Below are 14,526 nucleotides of genomic sequence, written 5' to 3'. Positions count from 1 at the left end.
GGCTGCTCAAGTCCATGCCGTGCTGCGGCAATATGAACTTGTGGACCGGGTCCTTGAATATGACCCCGACGCCGACGAAGCGCTTCTCAACCGCGCTTATGTGTTTTCGGTCAACGCGCATGGCACGCAAAAGCGCGCCAGTGGAGACCCCTATTTCAGCCATCCGATCGAAGTAGCCGGCATTCTGACCGAGCTTCACCTCGACGACGAAACGATCGCCACCGCGATCCTTCACGATACCGTCGAGGATACCGTCGCCACCAGCGACCAAATTCGCCAGGTGTTCGGCGACAATGTCGCGCGACTGGTGGATGGCGTGACCAAGCTGTCCAAGATCGAGGCGCAGACCGAAAGCGAGCGCGCGGCGGAGAATCTGCGCAAGTTCCTGCTCGCCATGTCGGGCGACATCCGCGTGCTGCTAGTGAAGCTGGCCGACCGGCTGCACAACATGCGCACGCTTCACTTCATCAAGAATCCGGACAAGCGCAAGCGCATCGCGCGCGAGACCATGGATATCTACGCGCCGCTCGCCGAGCGGATCGGCATGTACGAGTTCATGAAGGAGATGCAGACGCTCGCCTTCGCGCAACTCGAGCCGGAAGCGTATGAATCGATCACGCGGCGGCTGGAGCAGCTGAAGACCGGTGGCGGGGACCGGATCGCCAAGATCGCATCGGGGCTGACGCTGCTGCTGTCGCGTCACGGCGTCGACGTGGAAGTGATGGGGCGCGAGAAGCATCCGTACAGCATCTGGCGGAAGATGCAGGAGCGCCACATCAGCTTCGAGCAACTATCGGATATCATGGCGTTTCGTGCGATCGTGAAGACCGAGGAGGATTGCTACACCGCGCTTGGCCATATCCACCGCCGCTGGCCGATGGTGCCGGGTCGGTTCAAGGATTACATCTCCACCCCCAAGCGCAACGGGTATCGATCACTGCATACTTCGGTGATCCACGCCGAGAACCAGCGCGTGGAGATCCAGATCCGCACCGAGGAGATGCACGCCGAAGCCGAGTTCGGCCTCGCCGCGCATTGGGCCTACAAGCAGGGCGCGCGAGTCAGCCCGCAGACACAGCACAGCTGGATCGCGGATCTGGTCGAGATCCTCGACACGGCGGGAAGCCCCGAGGAGCTGCTCGAACATACCCGGATCGCGATGTACCAGGATCGCATCTTCGCCTTCACGCCAAAGGGTGAGCTGATCCAGTTGCCCAAGGGGGCGACACCGATCGATTTCGCTTATGCGGTGCATACCGACCTTGGCGATCAGGCGGTCGGCGCGAAGGTCAACGGGCGCGTGGTGCCGCTGCGCACGCCGATCGAGAATGGCGATCAGGTGCAGGTGCTGCGATCCAAGGCGCAGACCCCGCAGCCGAACTGGCTTGGCTTTGCAATCACCGGCAAAGCGCTCGCGGCGATCCGCCGTCACTTGCGCGGGGTTGAGCGCGAGCAGACGATCGCACTTGGCCGCAAGCTCTACGACGACATCGTTGCTCGACTGCCCGCGCCACTCGGCAGCGATGCGGTAAGCCATGCGCTCACGCGATTGAAGCTGATCGATGAAGCGGCGCTGATGCAGGCCATCGCGCGACGCACGCTGACCGATGCGCAGGTGATGGAAGCGTTGATGCCGGGTTCCGCGGGCGCCGATGTCGCGCACGCCCCCCCGCAATCCTCCGCCATCTCGATCGACGGGCTGGCACCCGGTGTCGCTTATCAGCTGGGGGAATGCTGCAATGCCGTGCCGGGGGATCGGATCGTCGGCCTGCGACGGCCGGACGCCTCGATCGAGGTGCATCGCATTGACTGCCCGACCCTGACCGAGCTTGCGGACCGGTCAGACGACGAGACCGACTGGCTGGACGTGCAATGGGGCAACGAGACCGAGGGCGCCACCGCCCGCATTGCGGTTGAGGTGAAGAACGAGCCTGGCGCGCTTGGCGTGCTGGCGACGATCATCGGCCAGCACAAGGCCAACATCATAAACCTGCGGCTCGACACCCGCGACACGCAGTTCCACACCAATGTGATCGACGTGGAGGTGCATGACGCGCACCAGTTGATGCGGTTGCTGGCGGCGTTGCGCGCGGCAGATGCGGTGAACGCCGCGGAGCGAGTTTAGCTCTCGCGGAGTAGATGATCCACCGGCCGGGCGCTTGTGGCACGCCCTTCGACAAGCTCGGGGCGAACGATCGATGTGTCGCGAACCGCGGCGGCGGCTTGGATCAGCCGACCGCCGCGGGAACCGTGAGCTTACGCCGAGCGGCGAGCGAATTCCTTATTAATGGCCAGCGCGCCCAGTGTGCAGATCGCGCCCGACAAGAGGTACAGGCCGACCGACCAGAGGCCGACGCGGCTGGCCAGGAACAGCGCGACCAGCGGGGCGAAGCCCGCGCCGATCACCCAGGCGGCGTTGGCGACGATCGCCGCGCCGGTGTAGCGCGATTCGGCGGGGAAGCTGTCATTCACCGCGCCAGACGATTGGCCGAAGGCGAGGCCAAGCAGGACGAACCCGCCGAGCATGTAGATCGCCCCGCCCGTCTCGCCGGCGTCGAGAAGACGCGGCGCGAAGCCGCTGTACACCGCGATCAGCGCTGCCGAAACGCCGAGCACCGCGCGGCGGCCGACCCGGTCGGCGATCACGCCCGAGGCGAGGATCGAGAGCAGGCCGACGACCGCGCCAAGCGCCTCGATGCCGAGGAAGCGGACTGGATCCTCGCCGACCGAGAGCGTCACCCACGACAGCGGGAAGACGGTGACGAGGTGGAACAGGGCGAAGCTCGCCAGCGGCGCGAAGGCGCCGAGGATGATCGTGCGGCGCTCACGGAACATGGTGGAGAAGGCCGGTGACGGCTGAAGCTCGCGGCTTTCGAACAGGCGCTCGAACTCCGGCGTGGCGACGAGTCGCAGCCGTGCGAACAGTGCCACGACGTTGATCGCCAGCACCACGAAGAACGGATAACGCCAGCCCCAGCTGAGGAAATCCTGCGGTGCCAGAATGGCGAGGAAATAAGCGAACAGGCACGATGCGATGATTAGGCCGAGCGGGGCGCCGAGCTGCGGGATCATCGCATACCAGCCACGCTTGTTCTCCGGCGCGTTAAGCGAAAGGAGCGAGGGCAGACCATCCCAGGCGCCGCCAAGCGCGACGCCCTGGCCGATGCGGAACAGCGCCAGCAGCACGGCCGAGAGCGATCCCACCTGTGCATAGCTGGGCAGCAAAGCGATCGCCATGGTCGATCCGCCGAGCAGGAACAGCGCGATGGTGAGCTTGGTACCGCGGCCGTGGACGCGATCGATCCACATGAACAGCAAGGTGCCGAACGGCCGAGCGATGAACGCCAGCGCGAAGATCGCGAACGAATAAAGCGTGCCCGTCAGCGCATCGACATAGGGGAACACGATTCGCGGGAACACCAGCACCGAGGCGATGGCGTACACGAAAAAATCGAAGAACTCGCTGGTCCGGCCGATGATGACGCCGATCGCGATCTCGCCCGGTGCGATATCCTTGTGGCGGGCATTCACCAGCCGCGCATCGCGCTCCAGGGGCGTCGATTCCGGCGCAGTGGTCGATGCAGTCATTCGCTCAAGCTCCCGCGGCATGTCCGCCGCACGCGATAAATGGTTGGCCCGCGTCGGGGTTCACAATACACCCCTCTGCCTAACCGACGCCAGTGACGGGATTGGACAAATTGTCCAATGTAGCAGCCCACGGACTCGGCCTAGGAGCGTGCCATATGCTCGACCAACCCGCTCTGCTGCCACGGCTTGCCCGTGCGGCCTTGATTCCGCTGCTGCTGGCCGTGGCCGGCTGCGGCGACGTGCTCGATCCCGCAGGCGATATCGCGCTCCAGCAGCGCAACCTGATCTATGCCTCGGTCGGCCTGATGCTGCTGATCATCGTGCCGGTGATGATCCTGGTCGTCGTGTTCGCCTGGCGCTATCGCGCCGGCAACAAGGACGCGACCTACGATCCGCATTTCGACCATAGCACCTCGCTGGAGCTGGTGATCTGGTCCGCACCGCTGCTGATCATCATTGCACTGGGCGCGTTGACCTGGTCGAGCACCCACCTGCTCGATCCGTTTCGTCCGCTGAACCGCATCTCGGCGGTGAAGGCCAAGACCAACGAGCGCCCGCTGCTGGTGCAGGTGGTATCGCTCGATTGGAAATGGCTGTTCATCTATCCTGAGCTCGGCATCGCGACCGTGAACGAGCTGGCGCTGCCGGTGGATCGCGAAGTCCGCTTCGACATGACGTCGTCGAACATGATGAACACCTTCTACGCGCCGACGCTGGCGGGCATGGTCTATACCATGCCGGGGATGCGCAGCACGCTGCACGCGGTCTTGAACAAGGCCGGCGATTACGAGGGCATGTCGGCCAATTATTCAGGCGCCGGCTTCTCCTACATGCGCTTCAAGCTGCGCGGGCTGGACAATGCAGGCTTCGCCAATTGGGTGGGCCAGGTGAAGGCGCGCGGCATGTCGCTCGACACCGCCAATTACCTGAAGCTGGAAAAGCCCAGCGAGAAGGTGCCGGCGATGCATTTCGCCAGCGTTCAGCCGGAGCTGTTCCAGCGCGTCTATGAGCGCTGCGTCACGCCGGGCACGCCGTGCATGAGCGAGATCATGGCACGCGATGCGGCCGCTGGCGGCGGCGGGCGCGACGCGAACGAAGCCGGAGAAGGCATGCCGGCCGGCCGCGGCTCCATTCCGCGCGAAAAGCCAGACGGCGCGCTGTTCAAGGACAAGCAGGAGATTGAGCCTGCGCCGCACTTGTCCAAGCCGCCAACATCGGACGTGCCGGGCGCCACCGACCCAGCCTCGCCGCGCAACCGCGACATGTCCTTCCTTCTCCTCCCCCCTGCGCCCGGCTCTGCCGGCGCGGCGCGCGGCTGAGCCGCCGGAGCCCTTATGTTCAGCGAATCCGTTCTGAAGACGATCTTCGGTCGCCTCAGCCTAGAATCCTTCCCGATCCACGAACCGATCCTGGTCGCGACCTTCATCGGCGTCGTCGTGCTGGGTCTCGGCATCCTGGGTGCCGTCACCAAGTATAAATTGTGGGGCTATCTGTGGACCGAATGGTTCACCAGCGTGGACCACAAGAAGATCGGGATCATGTACATGATCCTGGGCGTCATCATGCTGCTGCGCGGCTTTGCCGACGCGATCATGATGCGCGCGCAGCAGGCGCTCTCGTTCGGCGCGAACGAAGGCTATCTCAACGCGCATCACTTCGATCAGGTCTTCACCGCTCACGGGACGATCATGATCTTCTTTGTCGCGATCCCGCTGGTCGTCGGCATCGTCAACTATGTGATGCCGCTCCAGATCGGCGCGCGCGACGTGGCCTTTCCGTTCCTCAACAACTTCAGCTTCTGGCTGACGGTGGCGGGCGCGATGCTCGTCATGGTCTCGCTGTTCGTAGGCGAGTTCAGCCGCGGTGGCTGGCTCAACTACGTGCCGGTCACCAACCTGCAGAACAGCCCCGATACCGGACCAGACTATTACCTGTGGGCACTTCAGATCGCCGGCGTCGGAACGACGCTGTCGGGCATCAACATGGTGGTCACCATCATCAAGATGCGCGCGCCTGGCATGACGATGATGAAAATGCCGGTGTTCGTCTGGACGGCGCTGTGCAGCAACGTGCTGGTCATCGCGATCTTCCCGATCCTCACCGCCGCCTTCGCGATGCTGATGCTGGACCGCTATGCCGGGTTCAACTTCTTCACCAACGATCTCGGCGGCAACCCGATGATGTACTGGAACCTGGTGTGGATCTGGGGCCACCCGGAAGTGTACGTCCTGATCCTGCCGGCGTTCGGCATCTATTCGGAAATCACCTCAACCTTCACCGGCAAGCGCCTGTTCGGCTATTCGTCGATGGTTTACGCCACGGTGGTCATCACCATTCTGTCGTTCCTGGTGTGGTTGCACCACTTCTTCACCATGGGCTCGGGCGCCAGCGTCAACTCGTTCTTCGGCATCGCCACCATGGTGATCTCGATCCCGACCGGCGCGAAGATCTTCAACTGGCTGTTCACCATGTATCGTGGCCAGATTCGCTTCGAGCTGCCGATGCAATGGGTGGTCGCGTTCCTGCTCACCTTCGTGGTGGGCGGCATGACGGGCGTGATGCTTGCCATCCCGCCGGCCGACTTCGTGCTGCACAATTCGCTGTTCCTGGTCGCGCACTTCCACAACGTCATCATCGGCGGCGTGGTGTTCGCGCTGTTCGCGGCGATCGATTACTGGTTCCCCAAGGCCTTCGGCTTCAAGCTCGATCCGTTCTGGGGCCGCATCCACTTCTGGGGCTGGGTGATCGGTTACTGGGTCGCCTGGACGCCCATGTACGTCGCTGGCCTGATGGGCGTTACGCGCCGTCTGCGCCACCTCGACGATGCGACGCTCCAGCCGCTGTACATCATTGCGGGTATCGGCGTGGCAATCATCGCAATCGGCATCGGCGCCTTCTTGATCCAGCTGATCGTCAGCGTCATCAACCGTGACAAGCTGCGCGTCGGCAACGATCCCTGGGGCGGTCGCACGCTGGAATGGGCGACCAGCTCGCCGCCGCCGAACTACAATTTCGCGTTCACGCCCGTCGTCCACGAACTGGACGCCTGGCACGACATGAAGGAGCGCGGCGCAAAGACCCCCAATGGCGGCTATCTGCCGATCCACATGCCGCGCAACACCGGTGCGGGCGTGATCCTCTCGGGGCTGGCCATGGTGCTCGGCTTTGCGATGGTCTGGTACATCTGGTGGCTCGCCGCCGTTGCCTTCGTCGGCATCATCGCCGTCAGCATCGGCCACACCTTCAACTACAACCGCGATTACCACATCCCCGCCGAGGAGGTCGCCGAGACCGAACGCGCGGCCGCGGTGGCGGGAGCCTGACATGACGACCCAAGCCCAGCCGGCTTACGCCGGCAACCACTCCGCCGGAGACGACGGCACCCAGCCGCCGATCTTCTACGAAACCGAGGCGCACGAGCACGATCACAGCTCGGGCGGGACCATGCTCGGCTTCTGGATCTACCTGATGAGCGACGCGCTCATCTTCGCCACGCTGTTCGCGACTTATGGCGTGATGAGCACCAGCTATGCCGGCGGTCCGGCGCCATCGCAGATCTTTGCGCTGCCGCTGGTGGCGCTCAATACCGCCATGCTGCTGATCTCCTCGATCACTTGCGGCATGGGCATGATCGCGATGGAGGAAGGCAAGAAGGGCGCCACCCAATTGTGGTTCGCCATCACCTTCTTGTTCGGCGCGGCGTTCGTCGGCATCGAGCTGTATGAATTCGCGGAGCTGATCCACGAAGGCGCCACGCCGATGCGGTCGGGCTTCCTGTCGGCGTTCTTCACACTGGTCGGCACGCACGGGCTGCACGTCACCGTCGGCCTGATCTGGATCCTCGTCATGCTGGTTCAGATCCAGCAGCGCGGACTGGTTCCTGAAAACCGCCGCCGGATGATGTGCCTCAGCATGTTCTGGCACCTTCTGGACGTCGTCTGGATCGGCGTCTTCACCTTCGTCTATCTGCTCGGAGTTCTGCGATGAGCGCTCCCCACGCCCACAATTCCGCGCATCCGCACGGCGACCACGGTGCACCGCCGCCCGACGGCGGGCACGGCCACGGCTCGCGCCGCGGTTATGTGATCGGCTTCCTGCTATCGGCAGTGCTGACGGCGATCCCTTTCTGGCTCGTCATGACCGGTGCGCTGGCCGACGTGCAGGCGACGGCAATCACCGTTGTCGGCCTCGCCTTCGTGCAGATCATCGTCCACACCTATTTCTTCCTCCATGTGAACAACAAGGCGGAAGGCGGCTGGACCATGATGGCACTGCTGTTCACCGTGGTGATCGTCGCCATCGTGATCGCCGGATCGCTGTGGATCATGTTCCATCTCAACAGCAACATGATGCCGATGGCGCACGAAACGACGTTCGGGGGGTGAAACGCGCCGGTTTCGTCGCTCTGTGCCTGGCACTCACGGCCTTGTTCGTGGGTCTGGGCATCTGGCAGGTCGAGCGGCGCGCGTGGAAGCTCGACCTGATCGAGAAAGTGGAGGGGCGGGTGCATGCCGCCCCGTCTCCCCTACCTGCCCGGGAGCAGTGGAACGGCGATCTCGCCTATCGCCGCGTGCGCGTGACGGGCACCTTTCTTCACGATCGCGAGACGCTGGTGCAGGCGCTGACGGCGCTCGGCGGCGGCTGGTGGGTGGTGACGCCGCTGCGCACGGCGGCAGGAACGATCCTTGTCAATCGTGGCTATGTTCCCGATGACAAGCGCGATCCCGCCACCCGGCTTGCTGCGCAGCCGGTGGGCGAGGTTTCCGTCACCGGGCTGATCCGCACGACAGAGCCGGGCGGCGGCTTTCTGCGCAGCAACGATCCGGCGGGCAATCGCTGGTTTTCGCGCGATGTGGCGGCGATCGCGAAGGCGAAACGGCTGGGGGCGGTCATCCCGTTCTTCATCGATGCGGATGCAACGCCGAACCCCGGCGGATATCCGGTCGGCGGGCTGACGGTGATCGCGTTCAACAACAATCATCTGGGTTATGCGCTGACCTGGTTCTCGCTGGCGGTCTTGTGCGTGGGAGGGGTGGTGATGGTGATCCGGTCGGGCCGGCGAGGAGGCTCCAGCAACGCAGAGTGAACTCACCCGTTCGTACTGAGCTTGTCGAAGTACGTGCTTGGAACACACCCTTCGACAAGCTCAGGGCGAACGGCAGTGATGGCTGAGTCGACGGAGAAGCGGCTAAGGCACCCTTATGGACTCACCCCTGCTCGCGCTTGCGCGCCGTGCTGCCCAGGCCGGATCGTCGCTCGATAACACCGCAGCCGAAAACATGCGCCAGCTGCTCCAGCTGCGCTGGATGGCCGTGGCGGGACAGCTGATCACGATACTCGTCGTCCACTTCGGGCTCGGGGTCCGCCTCCCACTGGTGCCGATGCTTGTGGTGATCGCGCTTCAAGGGCTGGCCAACATCGTCAGCTTCATCCAGCTGCGCCGAGACCGCGTCACCAACGTGGAGTTGATGCTCGGCCTGCTGTTCGACGTCGGCTCGCTCACCGCGCAACTATCACTCAGCGGCGGAGCGACCAATCCGTTCATCTCGCTCTACCTGATCCAGGTGGTGCTCGGCGCAATCCTGCTCGAAACATGGTCAGTGTGGGTGCTCGTTGTACTTACCACCGTCTGCTACGCGGGCCTTGCCGTCGATAGCCGTCCGCTCGATTATCCCCGCCAGCTCGAGCCGCTGATCGGTGATCTCACCGCGCTCGGCGCCTGGCTCAGTTTCGTGCTCAGCGGCATCCTGCTCGCCATGTTCGTCACCCGCATCAGCCGCAACCTGCGCGCCCGCGAAGCGTATCTTGCCGACCTGCGGCAACGCGCAGCGGAGGAGGAGGGGATCGTTCGCATGGGCCTGTTCGCCAGCGGCGCCGCACACGAACTGGGCACTCCGCTTGCCTCGCTGGCCGTGATCCTGGGCGACTGGCGGCGGATGCCCAAGCTTGCCGCCGATCCTGAGCTTGCCGCCGAGATCGATGACATGCAGGCCGAAGTGCAGCGCTGCAAGGCGATCGTCACCGACATCCTCCATTCCGCCGGCGAGCCGCGCGGCGAAGCGATGCAAAGCACCGCAGCGCGCGCGTTTCTAGCCGACATCGTGGAGGAGTGGCGCCCGACGCTGGCCAGCGCGCCGCTGTCGGTTGATCTCGATGATCTCGGCGACGCGGCAGTGGTGGCCGGCCCCGCCCTGCGCCAGGCGGTGTGGAACCTGCTCGACAATGCGGCCGAAGCATCGCCGACCGGCGTGACCCTGCTTGCCAGCCGCGATTCGGACGAATTGACGGTGGCGGTGATCGACGACGGCCCCGGCTTCACCGAGAGCCAGCTCGCGGCCGTGGGCAAGCTCTACCAAAGCAGCAAGGGTGCCGGGCACGGCGTGGGCCTGTTCCTCGCCAGCAACGTCGCACGCCGGCTGGGCGGGCGGCTGGAGGCGATGAATCACGCGGGCGGCGGCGCTGAGGTGCGCATCGTCCTGCCGCTGGCGACGCCGCGGCGGTGAGCAAGGGAATTGGCAATCGATTCCTTCGCCCTGACGAAGGGCTGTTCTTTCCATCCGCAAAACACGAGCCAAGAAAAGAAAGGCAGGGCTTCGACAAGCTCAGCCTGAACGGAGTAAGAGTTCGACGTGACCGAGCAACGCCGCCTCCTGATCGTCGAGGACGATGCGACCTTCGCCCGTACCTTGCAGCGCTCGTTCGAGCGTCGCGACTATCGTGTCTGGCTCGCCCATGGCCCGGCAGAAGTGGAGGGGCTGCTCGCAGAGGCTAAGCCAGGTTTTGCGGTCGTCGACCTGAAGCTCGGCAATGCATCGGGGCTTACTTGTGTTGAGCGGCTCCACGCCTTTGACCCTGCGATGCTGATCGTCGTGCTTACCGGGTTCGCCAGCATCGCCACCGCCGTTGAGGCGATCAAGCTAGGCGCGGCCCATTATCTCGCCAAGCCCGCCAACACCGACGACATTGAAGCCGCCTTCGCCAAGGCCAGCGAGGGCAACGCTGATGTGCCGATCGAAGGGCGCAGCACGTCCATCAAGACGCTTGAATGGGAACGGATCAACGAAACCCTGGCGGAAACCGGCTTCAACATCTCGGAAACGGCTCGCCGGCTTGGCATGCATCGCCGCACGCTGGCGCGTAAGCTGGAAAAGAAGCCGCTGCGTTGAACCCGCAAAAGTGGGGCTATGCCCCGCAAGGCGTTAACCCGCGCCTAACATCTTTCGTGTGACAAGGGCGTCATGTCCCCCGCGCACGAAGAGGAGCGCCTGCAGGCGCTACGCTCGCTCGAGGTGCTCGATACAGCGCCCGAGCCCGAGTTCGAAGCGATCGTCAACGGTGCCCGTCATCTGTTCGGCTGTCGCATGGCATTTGTGTCTTTGGTCGATGCCAATCGCCAATGGTTCAAGGCACGCTGCGGCATCGACGAAGAGGAAACGGCGCGGGACGTTTCAATCTGCCACCATACCGTAGCCGCGGACGCCACCCTGGTCGTTCCCGATACGTTGCTTGATGAACGTTTCGCGAACAATCCGCTGGTCACCGGGCCGCCATTCGTCCGTTTCTATGCGGGCATTCCGCTGCGTATCAGCGTCGATCATCATGGCCAGCGCCTGCCGGTTGGCACCTTGTGCGTCGCGGACGATCGACCGCGCAATCCGTCCGCCGAAAAGATCGCGATGCTGGAAGGCATGGCGCTGGTGATCGAGGCGATCCTCCAGGCTCGTCGCGCCAGCCGCGAAAGGCTGCGCCTCTCGATCGACCGACAGGAAGCCCTGGTCGAAATCGCCCGCACCCAGCGGCTGCTGCAACAGGCGGAGCGCATGGCGAGGATCGGTTCGTGGCGGCTCGATCTGGCGACCAAACGGTCGCACTGGTCGGCACAGACCTTTGCCATCCATCATCTGCAACCGAGCGACACAGCTTCGCTTGGGCATGCGCTCGATTTCTATCCGCCCGGCGACCGGGCAAAGCTGGAAGCGGCAATCGCTGGCTGCAGGGACAACGGCGCCCCGTGGGATCTCGAACTCGACTTCATCAACGCCAAGGGTGTGCTGCGCCGGGTGCGCACCATGGGCGAAGCAGAGGAACGCGACGGCGAGGTCGTGGCGATGATCGGGGTGATTCAGGACATCACCGAACGTTACAAATTCGAACGACGCTTGCGTGAGTTTGCGCTGACGGACGATCTTACGGGCCTTGCCAGCCGCCGCGCCTTCAACGAGCAGATCGAGGAGGCTATCAACCAGGCGGACTCGGATGCCGCGCTTGCCGTTGCGATCATCGACCTCGACCGCTTCAAGGAGGTCAACGATCGTCTTGGCCACCAGGCGGGCGACGAAGTGCTGCGGCTGATGGCGGCCAAGCTACGCGCGGCCGATTATCTCGGTGACGTCGTGCCCGCGCGGCTCGGTGGCGATGAATTCATCGTGCTGCTGCACGGCAGCCATGCGAGCGAACGATTGCCCGAGGCCATTGAAGGCCTGCTGGCCGATCTGCGGCACGACGTGCCCGCGGACGGCGGCGCCATCACCGTCTCGGCAACGATCGGAGCGTGCAGGCTCGATGCCGCGCACGCCGATCGGTCGACGTTACTCAAGGCCGCCGATGAGGCGCTATACCGCGCCAAGCGCGTCCGCCGAGGGACCGGCGCAATCGCTGGTCGCGGCGGCCTCCTCACCGGCGCCGATGAACGCCCGGCCAGACGCACCGCCTGATCCATCCGCACCTGACCGGGCGGACGAAAGCCCAATCCACTTGCCCTTGGTCCGGCGGGTCAGGTGAAACTGGCGGCAGCGGTCGCAGCGATAGGGCCGCAATTCCAGACCCGCCGCTCGCGAGAACGCAACCGCTTCCGCCGCGCTGTTGAACCGTCGCTTCCGCAGGCAACGGCTCAGCTTCGTCCGCATCCTACTGTCGCTCGCCGGGCAGCGCGCTCGCCTGCGCGATCCAGTGCACCAGCTGGGGCTCATCGACTTCATCCGTTTCACGGATATCGAGATAGCGGACGTGCGGCTGCTTCGACTTGCCCGGCGGGATCGGCGCGAGCGACATGCCCTGAAAAAAGGTGACCTTCACGTATTTTTCGAAACAGTGGAAGGCCAGGAACCAGCCTTGGCCGGGCAGCCCATAAAGGGGCGTGTTCCACTTCACCGCCTTGGCGACGCCCGGCACCGTTTCCAAGACGAGCCTATCGATCAGGAGGCCGATCTGCTGCTTCCATCCCGGCATGGCATCGAGATACGCCTGAACAGGCTCATTCCCTTCACCTTTTGGGATCTGGGGATTGCCGCCGGCCAGCAATCTTGGCTGCGTCATCTTACGTCCTTCCGCCGCTCTCCTACGGAGACGATGTCGGGTGAAAGTCGCCGTCGCAATGTGCCACTCACTAAGACGCGGCTTCCGGGGTCACAGCAGGGCGGCGGAACGGACTTATGCCGCCACGCAGCTTGCGTAGCTCTTCTCCTCGATCAGCTCGGACTCGAGCGCCAGGTTGATCTCGCGCTTCAGCGCCGCGCGCTCGTCGTTGCGCTGGTACACCGCGCGGGCCAGCTTCACGAACTCCGTGCCGAACTGACGCTTCGCCTCCTGTTCGCGAATCGCATCCTCGATTTCCCACAAAGCCTCGTTCACGCGCTTCAGCGCCGCGACGAGCTGCGCCACCCCGCTGCGGCTCAGCACCTCGGCCCCGATCGCGCGCAACAGCCGATATTCGCGCGTCACGTTCGCCCGCGCCTCGGCGCGGGTAATCCGTTCGCCCTTGATCTCCAGAATGGTGATCTTGTCGAGCAACTCACCCCAGGACACGGGAACCGAGGGTGCCGCGATATGCGCCATAAGCCGACCTTTCATTGGTGATGATGTTAAGATCGCGCGCCACGTCAGCGAGCACGCCCGCCCAATCGCCAGGCGTGCGCTGCACGAACAGCCGCATGCCCGGATACCAGGGCGTGGTCTGCGATGCCGGGTTCCAGCGCCAATCTGGTTCCGCCTTCAAGAGCAGCCACGTCGGTCGCCCCATCGCGCCCGCGAGATGCGCGATCATGGTATCGACGGTGATGACAAGGTCGCACCCCGCCACCAGCGTTGCCGTTGCATCCATGGCGAACGGGCATCCCGCGGGGTTGAGAACCGGCAGGGCGCAAGGTTCAGCCACCAGGGTGATGCAGCGATGCGCCGCGGCGATCGGCGCCAGTAACGCCGGCGACAGCGAACGCGCCCGGTCCCAGTCGCCTCCTTGATAGCATAGACCGATCGTCCCGTGCGGCAACGCCGCCGGGGCGCTGCGAAGATAGGGAAAGCGTGTGTCCTCCGGCCGCGCCCCCAAGGCGAAGGGCAGCTCGGTGATCCCGATGTCGCATGCCGCGGGTTTCAGCGGATGCGCCTGGTCGAAGGGCACGATCGTGAGCGGCGCATCGATCGTCGCAAGCAAGTCACACAGGCTCCGCTGCGCCTCCACCGTCACATTTGCCGCGCGAGCCGCCAGCGCCGGCAGGAAGCGGGCATATTGGATGGTGTCGCCCAGACCATGATAGCAGCGCACCAGCACGTCGCGCCCGTCGAACGGACGCCCGTCCCACACCCAGCGCAGATGATAGGGCAATGCCGGATCGTCCCGCGTCGCCGGATCGCGCGCCGCCAGATCCGCGGCGGACAGCGCCCAGGCGCCGGCATAATCGCCGGCACGCATCTTTTGGGTCCATGGATCCGTCATCAACAAAGCTCAATGAAGCGGAGGGCGTGCGGTTCCCAATCCTTCCCGGCACCGGAAGTGGGGCCGCTCGCGAAGCGAGTGGCGCGGAGCACTTCCTCCCTCCTCGTTCGTGCTGAGCTTGTCGAAGAACGTGTCCAAGCAGCTCCGCTTGCAGCAAGCCCTTCAACAAGCTCAGGGCGAACGGAAGCGGCGCCCAATCCCTTTCACCTCGCAACAAACCGAAAGAA

General features: G+C 64.3%; 13 protein-coding genes. 9 read left to right on the top strand and 4 right to left on the bottom strand.

Annotation, left to right across the window (positions count from 1 at the left end; translation table 11 throughout):
• Nucleotides 1-19: 19 nt before the first annotated feature.
• A complete protein-coding gene (locus SPHI_RS04690; protein ID WP_076743941.1) occupies nucleotides 20-2,125 on the top strand; it encodes a RelA/SpoT family protein in 2,106 nt (701 codons plus the stop codon).
• A gap of 131 nt (nucleotides 2,126-2,256) precedes the next feature.
• On the opposite strand, the gene SPHI_RS04685 is transcribed toward SPHI_RS04690, so the two are convergent.
• Nucleotides 2,257-3,588, bottom strand: a complete 1,332-nt coding sequence (locus tag SPHI_RS04685) for an MFS transporter (RefSeq protein ID WP_076743736.1) — start codon at nucleotides 3,586-3,588, stop codon at nucleotides 2,257-2,259.
• A 155-nt stretch (nucleotides 3,589-3,743) separates the two neighbouring features.
• Between SPHI_RS04685 and cyoA the strand changes: the two genes are divergently transcribed.
• The 8 genes from cyoA to SPHI_RS04645 all read left to right on the top strand — a co-directional run bounded on the left by cyoA (nucleotide 3,744) and on the right by SPHI_RS04645 (nucleotide 12,302).
• The gene (gene cyoA, locus SPHI_RS04680) at nucleotides 3,744-4,907 is read left to right on the top strand and encodes a ubiquinol oxidase subunit II (RefSeq protein ID WP_076743735.1); all 1,164 of its coding nucleotides are present in this window, start codon (nucleotides 3,744-3,746) and stop codon (nucleotides 4,905-4,907) included.
• Between the two features lie 15 nt (nucleotides 4,908-4,922).
• The gene (gene cyoB / locus SPHI_RS04675; protein WP_076743734.1) at nucleotides 4,923-6,911 is read left to right on the top strand and encodes a cytochrome o ubiquinol oxidase subunit I; all 1,989 of its coding nucleotides are present in this window, start codon (nucleotides 4,923-4,925) and stop codon (nucleotides 6,909-6,911) included.
• 1 nt (nucleotide 6,912) lies between these two features.
• Nucleotides 6,913-7,575 (top strand): cytochrome o ubiquinol oxidase subunit III, encoded by a 663-nt coding sequence (gene cyoC, locus SPHI_RS04670; RefSeq protein ID WP_076743733.1) that lies wholly within the window; start codon nucleotides 6,913-6,915, stop codon nucleotides 7,573-7,575.
• Nucleotides 7,572-7,973, top strand: coding sequence for a cytochrome o ubiquinol oxidase subunit IV (gene cyoD, locus SPHI_RS04665; protein ID WP_076743732.1), 402 nt, complete (start codon nucleotides 7,572-7,574; stop codon nucleotides 7,971-7,973). The genes cyoC and cyoD overlap by 4 nt, the downstream gene beginning before the upstream one ends.
• Nucleotides 7,970-8,674 (top strand): SURF1 family protein, encoded by a 705-nt coding sequence (locus SPHI_RS04660; RefSeq protein ID WP_076743731.1) that lies wholly within the window; start codon nucleotides 7,970-7,972, stop codon nucleotides 8,672-8,674. The genes cyoD and SPHI_RS04660 overlap by 4 nt, the downstream gene beginning before the upstream one ends.
• Before the next feature lie 115 nt (nucleotides 8,675-8,789).
• Entirely contained in the window at nucleotides 8,790-10,091 is a 1,302-nt protein-coding gene (locus SPHI_RS04655; RefSeq protein WP_076743730.1) for an ATP-binding protein, read from the top strand.
• Nucleotides 10,092-10,217: 126 nt separating this feature from the next.
• Complete coding sequence (locus SPHI_RS04650) at nucleotides 10,218-10,754, top strand: response regulator transcription factor (protein WP_076743729.1); 537 nt, start codon at nucleotides 10,218-10,220, stop codon at nucleotides 10,752-10,754.
• 72 nt (nucleotides 10,755-10,826) lie between these two features.
• Complete coding sequence (locus SPHI_RS04645; protein WP_076743728.1) at nucleotides 10,827-12,302, top strand: diguanylate cyclase domain-containing protein; 1,476 nt, start codon at nucleotides 10,827-10,829, stop codon at nucleotides 12,300-12,302.
• A 193-nt stretch (nucleotides 12,303-12,495) separates the two neighbouring features.
• Here the strand turns inward: SPHI_RS04645 and SPHI_RS04640 are convergent, their stop codons facing one another.
• From SPHI_RS04640 to SPHI_RS04630, 3 genes are all read right to left on the bottom strand, one after another.
• Nucleotides 12,496-12,888, bottom strand: coding sequence for a DUF1801 domain-containing protein (locus tag SPHI_RS04640; protein ID WP_233130691.1), 393 nt, complete (start codon nucleotides 12,886-12,888; stop codon nucleotides 12,496-12,498).
• 129 nt (nucleotides 12,889-13,017) lie between these two features.
• Nucleotides 13,018-13,422, bottom strand: a complete 405-nt coding sequence (locus SPHI_RS04635) for a DUF6165 family protein (RefSeq protein WP_076743726.1) — start codon at nucleotides 13,420-13,422, stop codon at nucleotides 13,018-13,020.
• Nucleotides 13,379-14,299 carry a glycosyltransferase family 9 protein gene (locus SPHI_RS04630; protein ID WP_076743725.1) on the bottom strand — a complete coding sequence of 307 codons (921 nt, stop codon included), beginning with the start codon at nucleotides 14,297-14,299 and terminating at the stop codon, nucleotides 13,379-13,381. The genes SPHI_RS04635 and SPHI_RS04630 overlap by 44 nt, the downstream gene beginning before the upstream one ends.
• Nucleotides 14,300-14,526 lie beyond the last annotated feature (227 nt).

Source organism: Sphingomonas jeddahensis (assembly GCF_001981525.1).
Lineage (GTDB): Bacteria > Pseudomonadota > Alphaproteobacteria > Sphingomonadales > Sphingomonadaceae > Sphingomonas > Sphingomonas jeddahensis.
The sequence above is the reverse complement of the archived record's forward strand: the minus strand, read 5'-3'. Positions and strand labels throughout refer to the sequence as shown.

Bases quoted from the DNA above. Each gene is read 5' to 3' on its own strand.
- SPHI_RS04635 (WP_076743726.1), bottom strand. From the start codon at position 13,422: ATGGCGCATATCGCGGCACCCTCGGTTCCCGTGTCCTGGGGTGAGTTG.
- cyoC (WP_076743733.1), top strand. From the start codon at position 6,913: ATGACGACCCAAGCCCAGCCGGCTTACGCCGGCAACCACTCCGCCGGA.
- SPHI_RS04655 (WP_076743730.1), top strand. From the start codon at position 8,790: ATGGACTCACCCCTGCTCGCGCTTGCGCGCCGTGCTGCCCAGGCCGGA.
- SPHI_RS04685 (WP_076743736.1), bottom strand. From the start codon at position 3,588: ATGACTGCATCGACCACTGCGCCGGAATCGACGCCCCTGGAGCGCGAT.
- cyoA (WP_076743735.1), top strand. From the start codon at position 3,744: ATGCTCGACCAACCCGCTCTGCTGCCACGGCTTGCCCGTGCGGCCTTG.
- SPHI_RS04630 (WP_076743725.1), bottom strand. From the start codon at position 14,299: ATGACGGATCCATGGACCCAAAAGATGCGTGCCGGCGATTATGCCGGC.
- cyoD (WP_076743732.1), top strand. From the start codon at position 7,572: ATGAGCGCTCCCCACGCCCACAATTCCGCGCATCCGCACGGCGACCAC.
- cyoB (WP_076743734.1), top strand. From the start codon at position 4,923: ATGTTCAGCGAATCCGTTCTGAAGACGATCTTCGGTCGCCTCAGCCTA.
- SPHI_RS04645 (WP_076743728.1), top strand. From the start codon at position 10,827: ATGTCCCCCGCGCACGAAGAGGAGCGCCTGCAGGCGCTACGCTCGCTC.